The sequence below is a fragment of the Pseudomonas pudica genome, from assembly GCF_015680405.1.
GTDB lineage: Bacteria > Pseudomonadota > Gammaproteobacteria > Pseudomonadales > Pseudomonadaceae > Aquipseudomonas > Aquipseudomonas pudica.
This window is the reverse complement of record NZ_JADLJS010000002.1, coordinates 1-15,217: the sequence shown is the minus strand read 5'-3', so window position 1 is coordinate 15,217 and position 15,217 is coordinate 1. Positions and strand designations below refer to the sequence as shown.

Here is a 15,217-nt window from a genome sequence, read left to right as displayed (position 1 = left end):
GAAAATCGGTCTATCACCCCTGTCGATTTTCCATCCGCGCAAACGACTCTAAGCAACAGGGCGCCACCGGCGCCCACTTTCAAGGAGAGTCGAACATGGCAGCCAAACCCATTCCCGAAGGCCAGCACAGCATCACGCCCTACCTGGCCATCAATGACGCCGCCACGGCCATCGAGTTCTACAAGAAGGCCTTTGGCGCGGTGGAAATGTTCCGCCTCGATGCCCCTGGCGGCCGCGTTGGCCATGCCGAACTGAAAATCGGCGATTCGTCGCTGATGCTGGGCGACCCGTGCGACATGGAAGGCGGCCTCACAGCCAGCCAGAAACTCAGCGGCGCAGGCGTGGGCCTGCACCTGTATGTCGAAGACTGCGACAAGGTCTACGCCCAGGCCCTTGCGGCCGGCGCTACCCAGTTGCATGCGGTGACGGACCAATTCTATGGCGACCGCAGCGGCTCCCTGAAAGACCCGTTCGGCAACATCTGGTTCGTTTCGACCCACAAGGAGGACCTGACCCCCGACGAAATTCGCGCCCGCGCGGCGAAGATGTTCGGTGGCAACTGAGCGGCAAGTTGAAAGCGGCGCGACTTTGCTTGAAGCTTGGAGCTCGTAGCTGGGAGCTGCTTCATGCGAATCATCGACAAAACCGCCGCACAGGTCCGTAGCCTGACCCCCGCAGAAGAGGAACTGCTGGTCGGCTTTGCCACCGGCAGCCTCACCGGCCCGCGCCTGCTGCAGGCCAACCAGTTGCTGATGAAGGTGCGCAACGCCAATCAGTGGCTGGCCTGCGACTGCCGCAACGATGCCCTGCCGGTACTCAACGTCACCCTCAACGGCAGCACCGGTACGCTGTTTCTCAAGAACAACCCGGGTACCGCCGAACACGCGCCCGGCTGCCCGTTCACCAAGGACGAGCGAGAGGCGGCCGAGCGCGAAAACGACCCCGCGCCACCCGCTGCCTGGCTGCCGCCCGACACACCGTTGCGCCTGATCGGCGACTTCCGCAGCGGCACCACCAGTGGCGGCAGCGATGGCAGCGAACGGCGCGAACAACAGCGCCTGCTGTCACTGCTGCTGACCTGGATCGAGACCAGCGGCCTGAACCTGTATGCCACGCACCTGAAAAAGGACCTGACCGGGCAGTTTGCCGAATTGCGCAGCGTTGCCAGCCGCTACCCGCTGCTGGAACGGGTGCCCGCCAGCAACTACCTGGAAACCCGCCTGGACATGAAGCACATGATGATGCTCAAGTCCCGTCTGCGCGAAGCCACGGTGTTCGGAAACCACCGCCGGCACGGCCTGCTGCTGGACTGCGTGGACCAGATCAAAGGCCGCAAGCTGTTCAACAACCGCAGTGAAGACGGCTTCGACTTCCAGGGGCACCACCTGTACTGGGGCGGCAACCGCACCGCCGGGCCGTTGCTGGCCTTGGCGCTGTACTCGCCGACCAGTGCCGGCAGCCATTTCTACGAGCTGATCCATGTGGCCAGCGTACCGGTGCTGTCCCGCGCCCACCTGTTCCCGGTGTATCGCGACGAAGAACGCGAGCCGCTCAAGGCCCTGGTATCGCTGGTCGACTGGATGGCTGGCAAGGGTGTGAAAGTACAGATGCGCCGCCCGGTGATCGGCGGCCAGGTGATGGATGAACTGGTAATGACCTCGGACCAGGACCGAGTATTGTCGGTATCGTTGCTGGAGCAGCCCATCGGGCCCGAGCCAGATACCGAGAACTTCAAGCGCTACGCCGACTTCAAGAGCCTGGAAACCTTCCGCAAGTTCGTAGCGGGCTTCTTCATGCGCGAGCGCTGAGCACTCTTTGCCGGCACACACAAAATCTTGTGGGAGCGGCTTTAGCCGCGAAGAAGCCAACGCTGTGATGGCACCGGCTGCGCCGGTGTTCGCGGCTAAAGCCGCTCCCACAGGGTCCCTGCCAATTCAATGAGTTTGTGCAGTTCTACGAGAGCGGCCTAATCATGAGTTTGCGTATCAACCCAGGAACAGCTTGTACGCCGGGTTGTCGGTCTCATCCCAGTACCGGTACCCCATCTCATCCAGCGCCAACGGCAACCCCGCCAACTCATCCCCCGGTACTTCCAGCGCCGCAAATACCCGGGCCTCTGCCGCACCATGGTTGCGGTAATGGAACAGGCTGATGTTCCAACGCTTGCCAAGCCGCTCCAGAAAGCCCAGCAAGGCCCCTGGGCGCTCGGGGAATTCGAAGCGCAGCACCCGCTCGTCAGCCCCGGGCGCGGTATGGCCGCCAACGGTATGGCGCACATGCAGCTTGGCCAGTTCGTTGTCGGTCAGGTCCAGTACGCTGTAGCCCTGCTCGCGCAGGCTGGCCAGCAACTGGTCGCGCGGGTCGTGCAGCGGGTGTGTCTGCACACCCACGAACAGCCGCGCCTCCTTGCCGGGGTAGTAGCGGTAGTTGAACTCGGTGATCTGCCGCTTGCCCAGGGCCTGGCAGAAGGCGCGGAAGCTGCCCGGTTGTTCCGGAATGGTGACAGCGATGATCGCCTCGCGCTGCTCGCCCAGTTCGGCACGCTCGGCCACATGGCGCAGGCGGTCGAAATTGACGTTGGCACCGGAGTCGATCGCCACCAGGGTCTGCCCCTGTACGCCATTGCGCGCCACGTACTTCTTGATCCCGGCCACGGCCAGCGCGCCAGACGGCTCGGTGATCGAGCGGGTATCGTCATAGATGTCCTTGATCGCCGCGCAGAGCTCGTCACTGCTCACGGTCACCACTTCGTCAACGAAGTGCCGGCATAGCTCGAAGCAATGGGCGCCGATCTGCGCCACTGCCACACCATCGGCGAAGGTGCCGACCTGCGGCAGGATCACCCGCTCACCGGCCGCCATGGCAGCCTGCAGGCAGTTGGAATCCTCCGGCTCGACGCCGATTACCTTCACCTCGGGGCGCAGGTACTTCACATAGGCGGCAATGCCTGCAATCAGCCCACCGCCACCCACCGGCACGAAGATGGCGTCCAGCGCACCCGGGCGCTGGCGCAGGATCTCCATGGCCACGGTACCCTGCCCGGCGATCACATCCGGGTCGTCAAACGGTGGCACGAAGGTGGCACCCTCGCTGTCGGCCAGTTTCAGAGCGTGGGCCAAGGCATGGGGGAAGCTCTCGCCTTGCAGCACTACATGGCCACCGCGCGAACGCACCCCCTCCACCTTCAGCGATGGCGTGGTGGTAGGCATGACGATGGTGGCCTTCATGCCCAGGTGCGATGCCGCCAGGGCCACACCCTGGGCATGGTTGCCCGCGGAGGCGGTGATCACCCCGCGCTCGCGCTGCACCGTACTCAGCCGTGACAGGCGGGTGTACGCACCGCGGATCTTGAACGAGAAGGTAGGCTGCAGGTCTTCCCGCTTGAGCAACACCTGGTTGCCCAGGCTGGCAGACAACGCAGGCGCAGCTTGCAAGGGTGTTTCAATGGCCAGGTCGTACACCGGGGCGGCAAGAATGCGTCGCACCTGCTCCGACAGCAGTTGCTGGGGGGTGACGGTAGATCGAGGGCTGACGAAGCTGGTCATCGGTGACTCCTTGGCTGTGTTCACGTTGCCCAGGAGTCAGAGAGAAGAAACCCGCCTCCAGGGCGGGTTCGGTGCACGTACGCGCTAGCCCGCCAAGCTGATAATGGCGGCAATAATAATGGCGTTGATGTGCAGGAAAGTATTCATGGGGTAGGAACTTAGCCGGTAGTGCGGCACAAAGTCAACACTTCGCCTGCTGCGCCGAAAGCGGCACATCGAACACCTTGTCGAAGCCCCACTGGAAGACAAACGCGTAGACGAAGAAGAACACGAACAACGCAAGGTTGGTCAGCAACGCCGCCCACAGGCTGACATCCAGCCAGTACGCCACCAGCGGCAGCAGGATGAGCACCAGCCCGCCCTCGAAGCCCAGCGCATGCAGCAGGCGCCGCAGGAAAGTGCGCTCCCGGCGGTGCTGGCGCGCCTCCCAGCGCTCGAACACCCAGTTGTAGGCCATGTTCCAGCTCATCGCGATACCCGACATCAGCACCGACAGCACGGTCGACTGCGCCATGCCGGCACCGAACGCCAGTTCCAGCGCGGGCGCCACACAGGCGACGGCGATGGCTTCGTAAAGTATGGCCTGGACGATCTTGCGTGCCTTGCCTTGCATGTTCAGCTCCCTGGGTAAACGACCTGCAAAGCTACAAGAAGTGGCCCACAAGAAAAAGCCTGAAATTTGGACAACCCCGCGTTCGGCTGCTTGTATCTATCCAGTGCAAACGGCGACAAGTCGTACAACTTCGTCCAGGGAATCGAACGAGGATATAGACGATGGCCCACCCCTTCCTGCCGGTGACCGGCACATGAGCCTGGCATTCATCGATTTTCTCACCTATGTGCTGTTCGGCCTGAAGATACTCGCGATCGTCCTGGCCACGCTGATGTTCCTGCTGGGCCTGGATGACCTGTTCATCGACCTTTGCTACTGGGGCCGCAAGCTGATCCGGCGCTTTCGCATCTATGACAAATACGAAAAAGCCGACGAAAAACGCCTGTACGAGGTACCGGAGAAGCCCCTGGCCATCATGGTCCCCGCCTGGAACGAAGTGGGCGTGGTCGGTGAGATGGCGCGCCTGGCTGCCTCGACCATCGACTATGAGAACTATCAGATCTTCGTCGGTACCTACCCCAACGACCCGCAGACCCAGGCCGACGTCGACGCGGTGTGCCTGCACTACCCCAACGTGCACAAGGTGGTCTGCGCCCGCCCCGGCCCCACCAGCAAGGCCGACTGCCTGAACAACATCATCGACGCGCTGCTGCGCTTCCAGCAGGACGCCGGTATCCAGTTCGCCGGCTTCATCCTGCACGACGCCGAAGACGTGATCTCGCCCATGGAGCTGCGCCTGTTCAACTACCTGCTACCGAACAAGGACATGATCCAGATCCCGGTGTACCCCTACGCACCGGAATGGAAAGGCTTCACCGCCGGCCACTATGTCGACGAGTTCGCCGAAAACCACGGCAAGGACGTGATCGTGCGCGAGGCCCTGACCGGCCAGGTGCCCAGCGCCGGGGTCGGCACCTGCTTCAGCCGCCGCGCCATCAGTGCGCTGCTCGAGGACGGCGACGGCATCGCCTTCGACGTACAGAGCCTCACCGAAGACTACGATATCGGTTTCCGCCTGAAGCAAAAGGGCATGAAGTGCATTTTCGCCCGCTACTCCATCACCGACCCGGCGCTTACCCTGAAGCAGGAATGGCGCCCGGGCATGAGCCGCGAATTCTCCCAGGTGATCTGCGTGCGCGAACATTTCCCGCGCGACTGGCAGCATGCCATCCGGCAGAAGTCGCGGTGGATCGTCGGTATCGTGTTCCAGGGCACCAGCAACCTTGGTTGGAGCCGCAAGGGCGCGCTCAACTACTTCCTCTGGCGTGACCGCCGCGGCCTGTTCGCCTACCTGCTGAGTTTCCTGGTCAACCTGTTGCTGCTGGTGTTGCTGGCCATGTGGCTGGTCACGGTGATTGCGCCGGAGTCGTGGCGCTTCATGTCGATCCTCAGCGACAGCTGGCTGCTGACCACCTTGCTGTGGCTGAACGGGCTGATGCTGTTCAACCGCCTGTTCCAGCGTGCCTGGTTCGTCACCCGCTTCTACGGCATCGGCGAAGGGCTTCTGTCGGCACCGCGGATGATGTGGAGCAACTTCGTCAACTTCTTCGCCAACCTGCGTGCCCTGCGCCAGGTGATGGAAATGGGTGACTCGCGGCGCGTGGCCTGGGACAAGACCACCCACGAATTCCCCGCCATCGCCGCCCCCGCCCGCACGCCGCTGGGCCAGCGCCTGGTGGCCAAGGGCCTGATCAGCGACGAGCAACTACAACAGGCGATCACCAGCCCGGTACGCCGTCGCCTGGGCCGCGAGCTGCTGCTGCGCGGCTGGCTGAACAGCGAACAGCTGGTCGCCACCCTGGCCGAGCAGATGGACCTGCCCTGGGCACCGCTTAACCCGTTCAAGCTCGACCCGCAGCTGATCGCCAAACTGCCGCGCAAACTGGCGACGCACTATGGCGTGCTGCCAGTGGCCGAAGACGGCGACACGCTGGTGCTGGCCAGCGAAAGCCCGGTGAGCCAGGTGTCGCTGGGGGTGATCAGCCGCCACCTGAAGCGGCCGGTCAGCGCCCGCCTGGCGCCCCAGGGCCGGGTGACCCTGGGCCTGCGCTACCACTATCCAAGCCCCTGGCAGAAGCCGGAAACCCGCGAGATGCTCGCCATCCTCGAGCGCCACCAGGACGACGAAGTGCTGCTGGAACAAGTCAGCCACCACCAGGTGATGTTGGGCGCCCTGCTGCAGGTGCGCGGCATGGTCCCGGTCACCCTGTTCAACCAGGCGCTGATCGACTTCGACCCGGAACACCAGAGCCTCGGCGAGCACCTGATCGCCCGCGGCATCATCACCGAGCAGGTGCTGCAGCAGGCCCTGATCGAACAGGCCAGCGAACAGCAGGCCGCCTTTGACCTGACCCGGGAGGTGGCATGAAGCCGCGTTTTTCCCTCACCTTCACTGGCTTGTTGCTGTGCTCCACCGCCCTGCCCTGCGCCGCTTCCACGCCGATGACCGACTTCCAGCGGTTTACCAGCTACCCGTTCATGGAGCGCAGCTACCGCGAAGCGAAAAAGGACAACTGGGCCGAGGTGGAACGCCTGACCCGCCACGTGCTGGGCCGGGTGCCGAACAACGACGAAGCCCGTGCGCTGCTGGTGGAGGCCCTGGCGCACCAGCGCCGCTACAAGGAGGCCGAAGCCCTGGCCGAACAGTTGGACGGCAGCCCCGAATACGCCAATGCCCTGCTTGAACTGCGCCTGACCTGGATCGAACAAGACCCGCCGCCAGCCAGCCAGGTGGAACAATGGCTGGCCACCAGCGATGGCACCACCCGGGTGCGCCTGTGGCAGGCCTACAGCCTGAGCCTGGCCAAATTCGGTGGCGCCGCCAGGGCGCTGGACTGGCTCAATCAATTGCCGCCACAGAGGGACGGCCAGGTGCTGCGCCTTGCCCGGGCCAACTTCGCCGAACAGCTGCGCGACTGGAAAGAAACCATCGAACAGCTGCAGCCGCTGGCCGAACAAGGCCAATTGCCCGCACAGGACTGGCAGCGCCTGGCCAATGCCTATATCCAGCAGGTGGATGAAAAAGGGCTGAACGCACTGCTGTCCAGCGCCCCCTCCCCCGAAGCAGCCAACCAGGCCCGCCTGGCCATGGCCAACCGTGCCATCGCTGTCGGCCAGAACCAGCAGGCCCAGCGTTGGCTGCAGGCACTGCCCGCCGCGCAGCTGAATCAGCCCGAGCAGCGCCAGCAGCTGTGGGAGCTGGCCCGCGAAGGTGACGACGCACCACTGGTACAGCGCCTGAGCAACGAACTGCAACGGCCCTGCCTGGAAACCGTCGACTGGCTGTCGCGCCGCAACCCGGAGCTGGCGCGCGAGCAGCTCAAGGGCTGTAACGCCAGCACCGACCCCAGGGCCTACGCCGTGCTCAAGCAACGCCTGTACGGCGATCCGCCTCAGCCCCCACAACCACGCACCGCCGCCGAATGGGAGCAGCGCTATCGACAGAGCGGCGATATGGCCGCACTGGAGCAAGCCACCTTCCTGCTGATGCAACAGGGCCACGGTGAACACGCCCGGCAACTGCTGGAGCAAGCCTACGACCGCCACCAAGGCCGCCTTGCACCGTCGCTGCTGCAGCGCCTGGGCAACCTGTATGCGCGCAATGATGGGCCGCTGGACAGCCGCCGAATGCTCGGCCTGATCCCTCGAGTCGACGCCAGTACCCGGGCCCAGCTGCTCGGCCGCCTGGCCGAGGCTGGCCAGTGCGATGCCGTGCGCCGGGCCGTACCGGCCACCCCGAGCGAGCCAGGCCAGTACCGCGCCCTGGGCCGCTGCGCCATGCCCGACCAGCCCGGCGAAGCGGTGGTCTACTACCAGGCCGCCGAGCGCCTGGGCGACAGCGGGAGTCGCTTGCCCCTGGCCTATGCCCTGGAAGCCGCTGGCGACTCCGAAGCGGCCCTGCCCATCTGGCGCACCCAGCCGGACAGCGCCTGGACCGACAACGCTCGCCTCACCGCCGCCCGTGGCGCGCTGAACGCTGGCGACGCACAAGCGGCCCGGCGCTATTGGGACGCCGCCGCGCACGATAGCGCCGACGACTGGGCCCTGGGTGCCGCCATCGCCCAGCGCCAAGGCGATTACCAGGCAGCGCTGGGCTTCCAGCGTCAGGCCCTGGCGCACAACCCGCGGGCCGACCATTACTACGCCGCCTCCAGCACTGCACAACTGGCTGGCGACAGTGCCCAGAGCAGCGCCTGGCTGGCCGAAGCGGTGCGCCTGGCCCCCGACCAGCCACGCTACCGCGCCGACTACGGCATGCGCCTGGCCGGCTCGATGGACAAGGCCCAGCGCCGCCAGTCGATCCCCTACCTGGAGCGCGCTACCCAGGACTTCCCCGAGGACTATCGCCTTGGCGAGACGCTGGCCTTGCGCTACGACGAAACCGAAGACAGCGCTTCGGCACGCCGTGAACTGCGCCGCATCCTCGATGTGGAGCAGGACCTGGTCGACGGCGACGACGAATACGGTAGCCTGGAAGCCCGCAAGTACCGCCAGCGCCGCGCCCACGAAAGCCTGTCCCGGCGCGACACCATCACCCTGGCCAGCACCTGGTCGCCGGCCGGCACCTCGACCAACGACAAGTTCCTCGACAATGGCCAGCGCAGCGGTACTTCGCGCCGCGCGCAATCGCAGAACGTACAACTGGCCATGTGGGACCACGCTCTGGGCGAAGAGCCCAGCCGCAACGGCAGCACCCTGTCGGTGTATGGCCGGGTACTGTTCGGTGGGCAAAGCCGCACCGACTACGCACAAAGCATGGGTACCGGCGTCGGCCTGCGCTACAAGCCATTCGGCCAGGCCAACCTCAACCTGTATGCCGAGCTGTACCACCAGCGTCAGATCGACGAAGAGCACTACCGTGGGCTGAGCCTGGGCCAACTGCTGAGCCCGGCCAAGGTCAGTGGCAACTGGGGCGATCTGCGTCACCACGCCGAATCGAGCAACGACCTGCTGTTGCGTGCCACCGCATCGTTCCTCGACCAGGGTGACTGGCGCAACGACTGGCGGGTCGATGAAGACGACTGGAACGAGCGCTTCCTCTACCTCGACGCTGCCTGGTGGACCCGCGCCGGCGACCACGCCTGGCTGTCGCGCTACCAGCAGGGCCATGCCTGGAAACTGCCGGGCAGCTCGCCGCAAACCATCATGCCCTATGGCTTTGTCGAGTTTTCCAGCCAGGACCCGAGCAACGACTGGCGCCAGGACGCCCGGGCCGGGGTTGGCGTGCGCTGGCAATGGTGGTTCGATGACGACCGCTACAACGCCTACCGCGGTACGCTGAAAGTGCGTGCCGAGTACCAGCAATCGCTGGGCGGCAATCTATACGAGCGCGCCAACGGCGTGCTGCTCGGTGCGGAGATGACCTTCTGATGCGTACGTTCCTGGCCCTCTGCCTGCTTGCCCTGTGCCTGCCGGCCAGCGCCGACCAGCGCCTGTTCTACCAACCCCTCAACCGCGACGCCAATGTCACACCCGCCCAGTGGCAGCAACTGTGGCACGCCACCGTGGCCCAGGGCGGCAAGACCCTGATCGTGCAATGGAGCGCCTATGGCGACAGCGATTTCGGTGGTGCCCAGGGCTGGCTGGCCGACAGCCTGCGCAGCGCGCGCGCCCAAGGCCTGCAACTGGTGCTGGGGCTGTACATGGACCCGGCCTATTACCAACGCCTCGACGAACTGGACGGTGAAGGCCTGAACAGTTACTGGAAGGCGCAACTGGGGCGCTCGCTCAGCCAGTACCAGCAACTGCGCCAGACGTGGCAGTTGCCGGTGGATGGCTGGTACCTGCCCATGGAGCTGGACGACCATCATTTTCGCGAGGCCGAGCGCCGCGGTGCCCTGTACAGCCAGTTGCAGGCCTTCAACCGGCAGCTGGACAAGCCCTTGCATATCAGCGCTTTCAGCGCCGGCAAACTCTCACCGCGGGTCAATGCCGAATGGCTGGATCAACTGGCCGGGTTGGGCTTGACTGTGTGGTGGCAGGATGGCGCCGGGACCGGGCGCTTGCCCGCGTTGGTACGCCAGGGTTACGAGCAGGCCTTGCCGTGCCGGGTGGGCGTGGTGCGCGAGGCGTTCCGCCAGGTGAGCGCGCCAGGGCAGGCGTTTCGGGCTGAGCCTGCCCAGCCGAAGATGGGCGGCGGGTGCCATGCCGAGGCGGTGTTCGACCTGCGTTACCGGCCATGGGCCCGGGATGTTCTGCCCACCAATTGAGTCTCCAGGCCTGGCCTCTTCGCGGGTAAACCCGCTCCCACAGGGACGGCACAGATTTCAGTGCTGTGGGAGACCTGTGGGAGCGGGTTTACCCGCGAAAGGGCCAGGCCTGGTAAAGCAGTACTCCGAGGAGCCCACCGATGTTCAAGACCATCGAAGCCCACGTTCGCAAACAGGTCGCCCCCGCCGCCCTGCGCGCCGAATTCCGCCAGCACGAATTCGAGGCCATGCGCCCGTTCTGCCTGCTGGTGTTCTGCGTCAGCATCCTGATCTGGCTGGTCTTCGACCTGATCGTCAGCTTCCTCGGTGGCCAGGGTTTCACCTGGCTTTCCTGCCTGTTCATCACCCTGCTCGGCAGCCTCACCGTGGTACTGCGGTTCACCCGTCGCAGCCATCATTTCGATGTGCTCAACCTGCTGTTCATCGCCTCCATCACCCTGGGCATGCGCCTGGTGATCGAAGGCATCCCGTTGGCCCTGCGCCCGGTGTGGCTGGTGCTCGGGGTGTCCACCGTGCTGTACGCCGTGTCGGTGCTACCGGTGCGGCGCTGGTCGTTCTTCTGCGCCATGGCCATCACCTGGGTGGTGCTCAACCCGTTCTACCACACCCGCATCGGGCCGGACGAACTCGAAGGCGCCATGCTGATCAGCTATGCGGTGTTCCTCAGCGGTCTGGTCATCTACAGCTACCTGCAGATGCGCAAGGCCAAGCTGCACAACTTCTACCTGTCCAAGGTGCTGCTGGACCAGGCCTATGTCGATGCCCTGACTGAAATCCCCAACCGCCGTTCGTTCATGACCCAGGCTGAACGCCAGTTGCATCTGGCAACGCCCGGGCAGTACCTGGCGATGATCGACATCGACAACTTCAAACGGGTGAATGACCGCTTCGGCCATGATGTAGGCGATGAAGTGCTCAAACGCGTGGCCACGCATATCAAGGCGAGCATGACCGGTTACGAGTTTGCCCGGCTGGGCGGTGAGGAGTTCGCGATACTGTTCCACGGCCTGGACGAGCAAAGCGCTGTCGAGCAGGTCTGCGGACTGTGCAGCAGGGTGCGCGAGGACCATGCCGATCATCCGGTGACCATCAGCATCGGCCTGGTCCGGGTAGACCGTGGCGATACCTTGACAGCAGCGCTGGTCCGAGCGGACCAGGCTTTGTACGCGGCCAAGCACAATGGCAAGGACCGGTTCGTGCTGTGGCAACCGGCGCTTTGATGAAACGGCATGGCGCATTGCACGCCATACCCGAATCGCTTAGACGAAATAACAGACCAGATACGACTTGCCAACGGCGTGATCGGTATTGGCGGTACCGCCCAGGATCAGACGTTGTGAGTCAGGGGCCAACGCACAGCGGGCCACATCGGCACCAGCCTCGATGTTGGTGCGTTTGAGGCCACCGTCACCGAATTTCGGATCGAGTACACCGTCTGCCTGGAACCGCCCTACGAAAAACTCGGTTTCCTTCGCATCATAGGGAATGCCCGTCAGGCCGGCGGCCACGCTACCGCTTTCGCCCCCTGGCTGGCAGTGCACCCAACGCGCGCCAGAAGCGGCCGGGGTCAGATGCACCTCACCGCCATTGAAGGCCGGGTCGAGCCCGCCATCAGCGTTCATGTGGCCCGTTACAGCGGCATAGGGCAATCGGTCGGTGGAGCCACACAGGATCAAGCTTCCGTTCACACGCTCGATCACGTCATAAAACTCGACGCCTACCCTGTTCTTGCCTCGTGGAGCCGTTACCCTGCTGATCCCGCCTGTACCAAAAGTTGGATCCAGCATGCCGTCACGGCCCATGCGCACAACCAACCCCTCACCGTCGGTCGCGCCCCAGGCGACAATTCGTCCATCTGCCAGTTCGGTGACACCCTCCAGCCAAACGTGGGGCTCATCGCGTAGCGGCAATTGCCACACGCCGCCATCATGGAAACAATCGTCCAAAGCGCCACACGCAGTGACGCGTACCAGCAGGCCACAACTTTCCGCCTGCTCGTCGAATCGCGTTACGGCGATCAGTATTTTGCCGTCCTGCTGCTGGATAAGCCCATACGGTTCGTCATACGCAGTCGGGCCCTTCAGCTTGAGCCTGACGATGCCGCCTTCGCCGAAGCAGGTATCCAGGGAGCCATCATGCTTGTAACGCGCCAGCAGCGGATGATTCACGGCCTGGGAGCGATCCTCGGCCAACACGATGAAACCATCATCTGCACAGGCAACCACCTCGACCGGCACCGCACTCACCCCCTGGCCGAAGGGTGCCATGATGAAACCACCGTCGCCGAAGCTAACATCCAGCTGTCCTTCAGCTGTCAGACCAGCCAACCCAACATAGGGCCGACCACCAACCCGGTACTGTGCGACAACGATCAGCCTGGATTGACTGATTGCCAGCCCATGCACGCCGCTCTCCACACCACCGGGAAATACAATTTCAACCTTGCCTTGGTCACCGAAAGCTTTGTCAATTTTGCAACTTCTTGCAGCACTATTATCTAACGTCATGATCTGACTCACAAAGAGAACTTGGAAATGAATTGATTCCATTTGCAGTTCTGTATGTCCAGCCATGCGATAGCGACAAAATATTACTACCCAACAATTTGGGCGCAATGAAAATAAACCCAGGTCCAAAGTTGAAAAAACTTACACCCACTTACATGTAGGAACTCTCAAATCCACTGTAACCCAGAGAGTTTAATCTTTATAAGTATTCATGTTTTCCACCGTCGTCATACCACAGGCAAGCGAATCCTGAACGATGCGCCCCCCAAGGTCGATTGACCGACTGTCAAGGTACCCCCCTGCCCCTCGATAGCTCGACGGCTGATCGCAAGGCCCAGACCGAAACCACCGGTATTGCGGTCACGGCTGCGGTCCAGGCGGTAGAACGGCTGGAAGATCCGCTCACGCTCCTCGGCAGGAATACCAATTCCGTCATCCTCGACCGTCAACAGGCAGGCTCCATCCGCCTCCAGACGCAACCGCAGCAACAGGCTTTGATCGCAATAGCGCATGGCGTTACGCACCAGGTTCTGTACGGCTCGGGCGGTCAGTCGTGGGTCCAGCACGAAGCGTGGCAGCTTGTCCTCGGCCTGCACCTCCCACTGGATGTGCCGAGCATCGAGCTCCTCGGCAAAACCACCCAGCACGCTGTCGACCAGCTCCAGCAACGACACCTCGACCCGCTCGCGGGCCTGGTCGGCGTTGTACAGCCGGCTGTAGGACAACAGCTCCAGCACCAGCTCATCCAGTTCACGCACATGCCCCACCAGTTCCAGCAAGCGCTTGCGGCTGGCCGGCGGCACTTCGTCGAACAGCAGCACCAGGCCGAAATCCAGCCGGGTAAGCGGCGTGCGCAACTCGTGCGACACCGCATTGAGCAGCTCGCGCTGCTGGTTGACGTGGCGCTCCAGGTCACTGGCCATGGTGTCGAACACACCGGCCAGCTCACCGATGTTGGAGTGCGGCGAGATATGCGTACGCTCGGCCATCTGCCCCTGGCCCAGGCGTCGGGCGGTTTCCTTGAGGCGTTCCAGGTCGCGCCAGTGCGGCCATACCCACAGCAGCAGGCAACCGAGCATGGCTGCACCGATCAGTACGGTCACGCCCCACGACAGCACATTGATGTCCAGCGGGTCTGGCGGTGAGTGCAGGCGCACCAGCCATTCCTTGTCCAGCGGCACCAGCACGGTCTCGTAATAGCCCCATTCGGCGATACGCACGGCGTACAGGCCATGCTCCAGGCGCGCCTGCTCGTCCACGCTCAGGTCAGCCTGGTCCATGCGCAGCAACTGCAGCTCCAGCGGTGCGAAATCACTGGCCAGCTCCTGCTCCACCGCTGGCCACTGCTCGCGCGGGGCCTGGCGGAACTGGCGCACGATCAGCGATTGAACGCCCTTGGCCTGGTCCAGGTTGTAGGCCATGAAGCGGTCCTGGAACAGGCCGACGATGGTGTCGGGAATGAACAACAGCGCACCGGCGTAGGCAACGATGATCACCAGGTACAACCGCACCAGAATCTTCAGCATGGGCAGTCAGCACTCCCATTCGACACGGCTGAACAGGTAGCCCTTGCCCCATACGGTCTTGATCTTGCGCGCTTCGCCGGCGTTATCGTCGAATTTGCGTCGCAGCTTGGAAATGGCCACGTCCACCGAGCGGTCGGTGCCGTTGAACTCGATACCCCGCAGTTGCTGCAGGATGCGGTCGCGGTTCAGCACTTCGCCGGCATTGCGCGCCAGTACCACCAGCAGGTTGTACTCGCCGCTTGACAGCTCCACCTCTTCGCCGCGCCAGCTCACGGTGCGCTCGGCCAGGTCGATGCGCAGGCCACCGATCAGGATCAGGTCGTTGTCCAGCCGCGGCTCATTGACGCTGCTGCGGCGCAGCAAGGTACGCACCCGGGCCAGCAGCACACGCGGCTCGCAGGGTTTGGTCACGTAGTCGTCGGCGCCCATTTCCAGGCCCAGGACCTGGTCGTGGCTGTCGTCGCGGGCGGTCAGCATCAGGATCGGCAGGCCCTGGGACTCCTGGCGCAGCAGGCGGCACAGCTGCAGGCCATCGATGCCCGGCAGCATCAGGTCGAGGATGACCAGGTCGGGCTTTTGCCGGCGGTACTCGTCCAGCACCTGATCGCCACGGGCGATCACCTGGACATGGAAGTCGTTGCGTTGCAGGTAGCTGGCGATCAGCTCGGACAGGGCGCTGTCGTCTTCGACCAGGAAAATATTCGGCATAGGCGCTTGGGAATCTGGGTTGGGGTAAGACCTCACCGGCCTCTTCGCGGGCTTGCCCGCTCCCACAGGGACCCAACAGCACTTGAAAGCTGTGCAGTCCCTGTGGGAG

11 protein-coding genes are annotated in these 15,217 nt (G+C 63.7%); 6 read left to right on the top strand and 5 right to left on the bottom strand.

Going from position 1 to position 15,217, the window contains the following annotated elements:
- The first annotated feature begins 95 nt into the window (after positions 1 to 95).
- Positions 96 to 563 (top strand): VOC family protein, encoded by a 468-nt coding sequence (locus IRZ77_RS01690; RefSeq protein WP_046614324.1) that lies wholly within the window; start codon positions 96 to 98, stop codon positions 561 to 563.
- 63 nt (positions 564 to 626) lie between these two features.
- Positions 627 to 1,808 carry a hypothetical protein gene (locus IRZ77_RS01685; protein WP_196172755.1) on the top strand — a complete coding sequence of 394 codons (1,182 nt, stop codon included), beginning with the start codon at positions 627 to 629 and terminating at the stop codon, positions 1,806 to 1,808.
- Positions 1,809 to 1,985: 177 nt separating this feature from the next.
- On the opposite strand, the gene ilvA is transcribed toward IRZ77_RS01685, so the two are convergent.
- Complete coding sequence (gene ilvA / locus IRZ77_RS01680) at positions 1,986 to 3,545, bottom strand: threonine ammonia-lyase, biosynthetic (RefSeq protein ID WP_196172754.1); 1,560 nt, start codon at positions 3,543 to 3,545, stop codon at positions 1,986 to 1,988.
- Positions 3,546 to 3,726: 181 nt separating this feature from the next.
- The gene (locus IRZ77_RS01675; protein ID WP_003259966.1) at positions 3,727 to 4,158 is read right to left on the bottom strand and encodes a PACE efflux transporter; all 432 of its coding nucleotides are present in this window, start codon (positions 4,156 to 4,158) and stop codon (positions 3,727 to 3,729) included.
- Positions 4,159 to 4,351: 193 nt separating this feature from the next.
- On the opposite strand from IRZ77_RS01675, the gene nfrB reads away from it, so the two are divergent.
- From nfrB to IRZ77_RS01655, 4 genes are all read left to right on the top strand, one after another.
- Positions 4,352 to 6,526 (top strand): cyclic di-3',5'-guanylate-activated glycosyltransferase NfrB, encoded by a 2,175-nt coding sequence (gene nfrB / locus IRZ77_RS01670; RefSeq protein WP_153670859.1) that lies wholly within the window; start codon positions 4,352 to 4,354, stop codon positions 6,524 to 6,526.
- Complete coding sequence (locus IRZ77_RS01665) at positions 6,523 to 9,528, top strand: phage receptor (protein WP_196172753.1); 3,006 nt, start codon at positions 6,523 to 6,525, stop codon at positions 9,526 to 9,528. The genes nfrB and IRZ77_RS01665 overlap by 4 nt, the downstream gene beginning before the upstream one ends.
- Positions 9,528 to 10,367, top strand: coding sequence for a DUF4434 family protein (locus IRZ77_RS01660; protein ID WP_108481239.1), 840 nt, complete (start codon positions 9,528 to 9,530; stop codon positions 10,365 to 10,367). The genes IRZ77_RS01665 and IRZ77_RS01660 overlap by 1 nt, the downstream gene beginning before the upstream one ends.
- A 140-nt stretch (positions 10,368 to 10,507) precedes the next feature.
- Positions 10,508 to 11,587, top strand: coding sequence for a GGDEF domain-containing protein (locus tag IRZ77_RS01655; protein ID WP_108481238.1), 1,080 nt, complete (start codon positions 10,508 to 10,510; stop codon positions 11,585 to 11,587).
- Between the two features lie 39 nt (positions 11,588 to 11,626).
- Here the strand turns inward: IRZ77_RS01655 and IRZ77_RS01650 are convergent, their stop codons facing one another.
- The 3 genes from IRZ77_RS01650 to IRZ77_RS01640 all read right to left on the bottom strand — a co-directional run bounded on the left by IRZ77_RS01650 (position 11,627) and on the right by IRZ77_RS01640 (position 15,108).
- Positions 11,627 to 12,916, bottom strand: a complete 1,290-nt coding sequence (locus IRZ77_RS01650; protein WP_196172751.1) for an NHL repeat-containing protein — start codon at positions 12,914 to 12,916, stop codon at positions 11,627 to 11,629.
- Between the two features lie 185 nt (positions 12,917 to 13,101).
- The gene (locus IRZ77_RS01645) at positions 13,102 to 14,400 is read right to left on the bottom strand and encodes an ATP-binding protein (protein ID WP_196172749.1); all 1,299 of its coding nucleotides are present in this window, start codon (positions 14,398 to 14,400) and stop codon (positions 13,102 to 13,104) included.
- Positions 14,401 to 14,406: 6 nt separating this feature from the next.
- Positions 14,407 to 15,108, bottom strand: coding sequence for a response regulator transcription factor (locus tag IRZ77_RS01640; protein ID WP_108481235.1), 702 nt, complete (start codon positions 15,106 to 15,108; stop codon positions 14,407 to 14,409).
- Positions 15,109 to 15,217 lie beyond the last annotated feature (109 nt).

Bases quoted from the DNA above. Each gene is read 5' to 3' on its own strand.
- ilvA (WP_196172754.1), bottom strand. From the start codon at position 3,545: ATGACCAGCTTCGTCAGCCCTCGATCTACCGTCACCCCCCAGCAACTG.
- IRZ77_RS01655 (WP_108481238.1), top strand. From the start codon at position 10,508: ATGTTCAAGACCATCGAAGCCCACGTTCGCAAACAGGTCGCCCCCGCC.
- IRZ77_RS01665 (WP_196172753.1), top strand. From the start codon at position 6,523: ATGAAGCCGCGTTTTTCCCTCACCTTCACTGGCTTGTTGCTGTGCTCC.
- IRZ77_RS01660 (WP_108481239.1), top strand. From the start codon at position 9,528: ATGCGTACGTTCCTGGCCCTCTGCCTGCTTGCCCTGTGCCTGCCGGCC.
- IRZ77_RS01675 (WP_003259966.1), bottom strand. From the start codon at position 4,158: ATGCAAGGCAAGGCACGCAAGATCGTCCAGGCCATACTTTACGAAGCC.
- IRZ77_RS01640 (WP_108481235.1), bottom strand. From the start codon at position 15,108: ATGCCGAATATTTTCCTGGTCGAAGACGACAGCGCCCTGTCCGAGCTG.
- IRZ77_RS01690 (WP_046614324.1), top strand. From the start codon at position 96: ATGGCAGCCAAACCCATTCCCGAAGGCCAGCACAGCATCACGCCCTAC.
- IRZ77_RS01645 (WP_196172749.1), bottom strand. From the start codon at position 14,400: ATGCTGAAGATTCTGGTGCGGTTGTACCTGGTGATCATCGTTGCCTAC.
- IRZ77_RS01650 (WP_196172751.1), bottom strand. From the start codon at position 12,916: ATGGAATCAATTCATTTCCAAGTTCTCTTTGTGAGTCAGATCATGACG.
- IRZ77_RS01685 (WP_196172755.1), top strand. From the start codon at position 627: ATGCGAATCATCGACAAAACCGCCGCACAGGTCCGTAGCCTGACCCCC.
- nfrB (WP_153670859.1), top strand. From the start codon at position 4,352: ATGAGCCTGGCATTCATCGATTTTCTCACCTATGTGCTGTTCGGCCTG.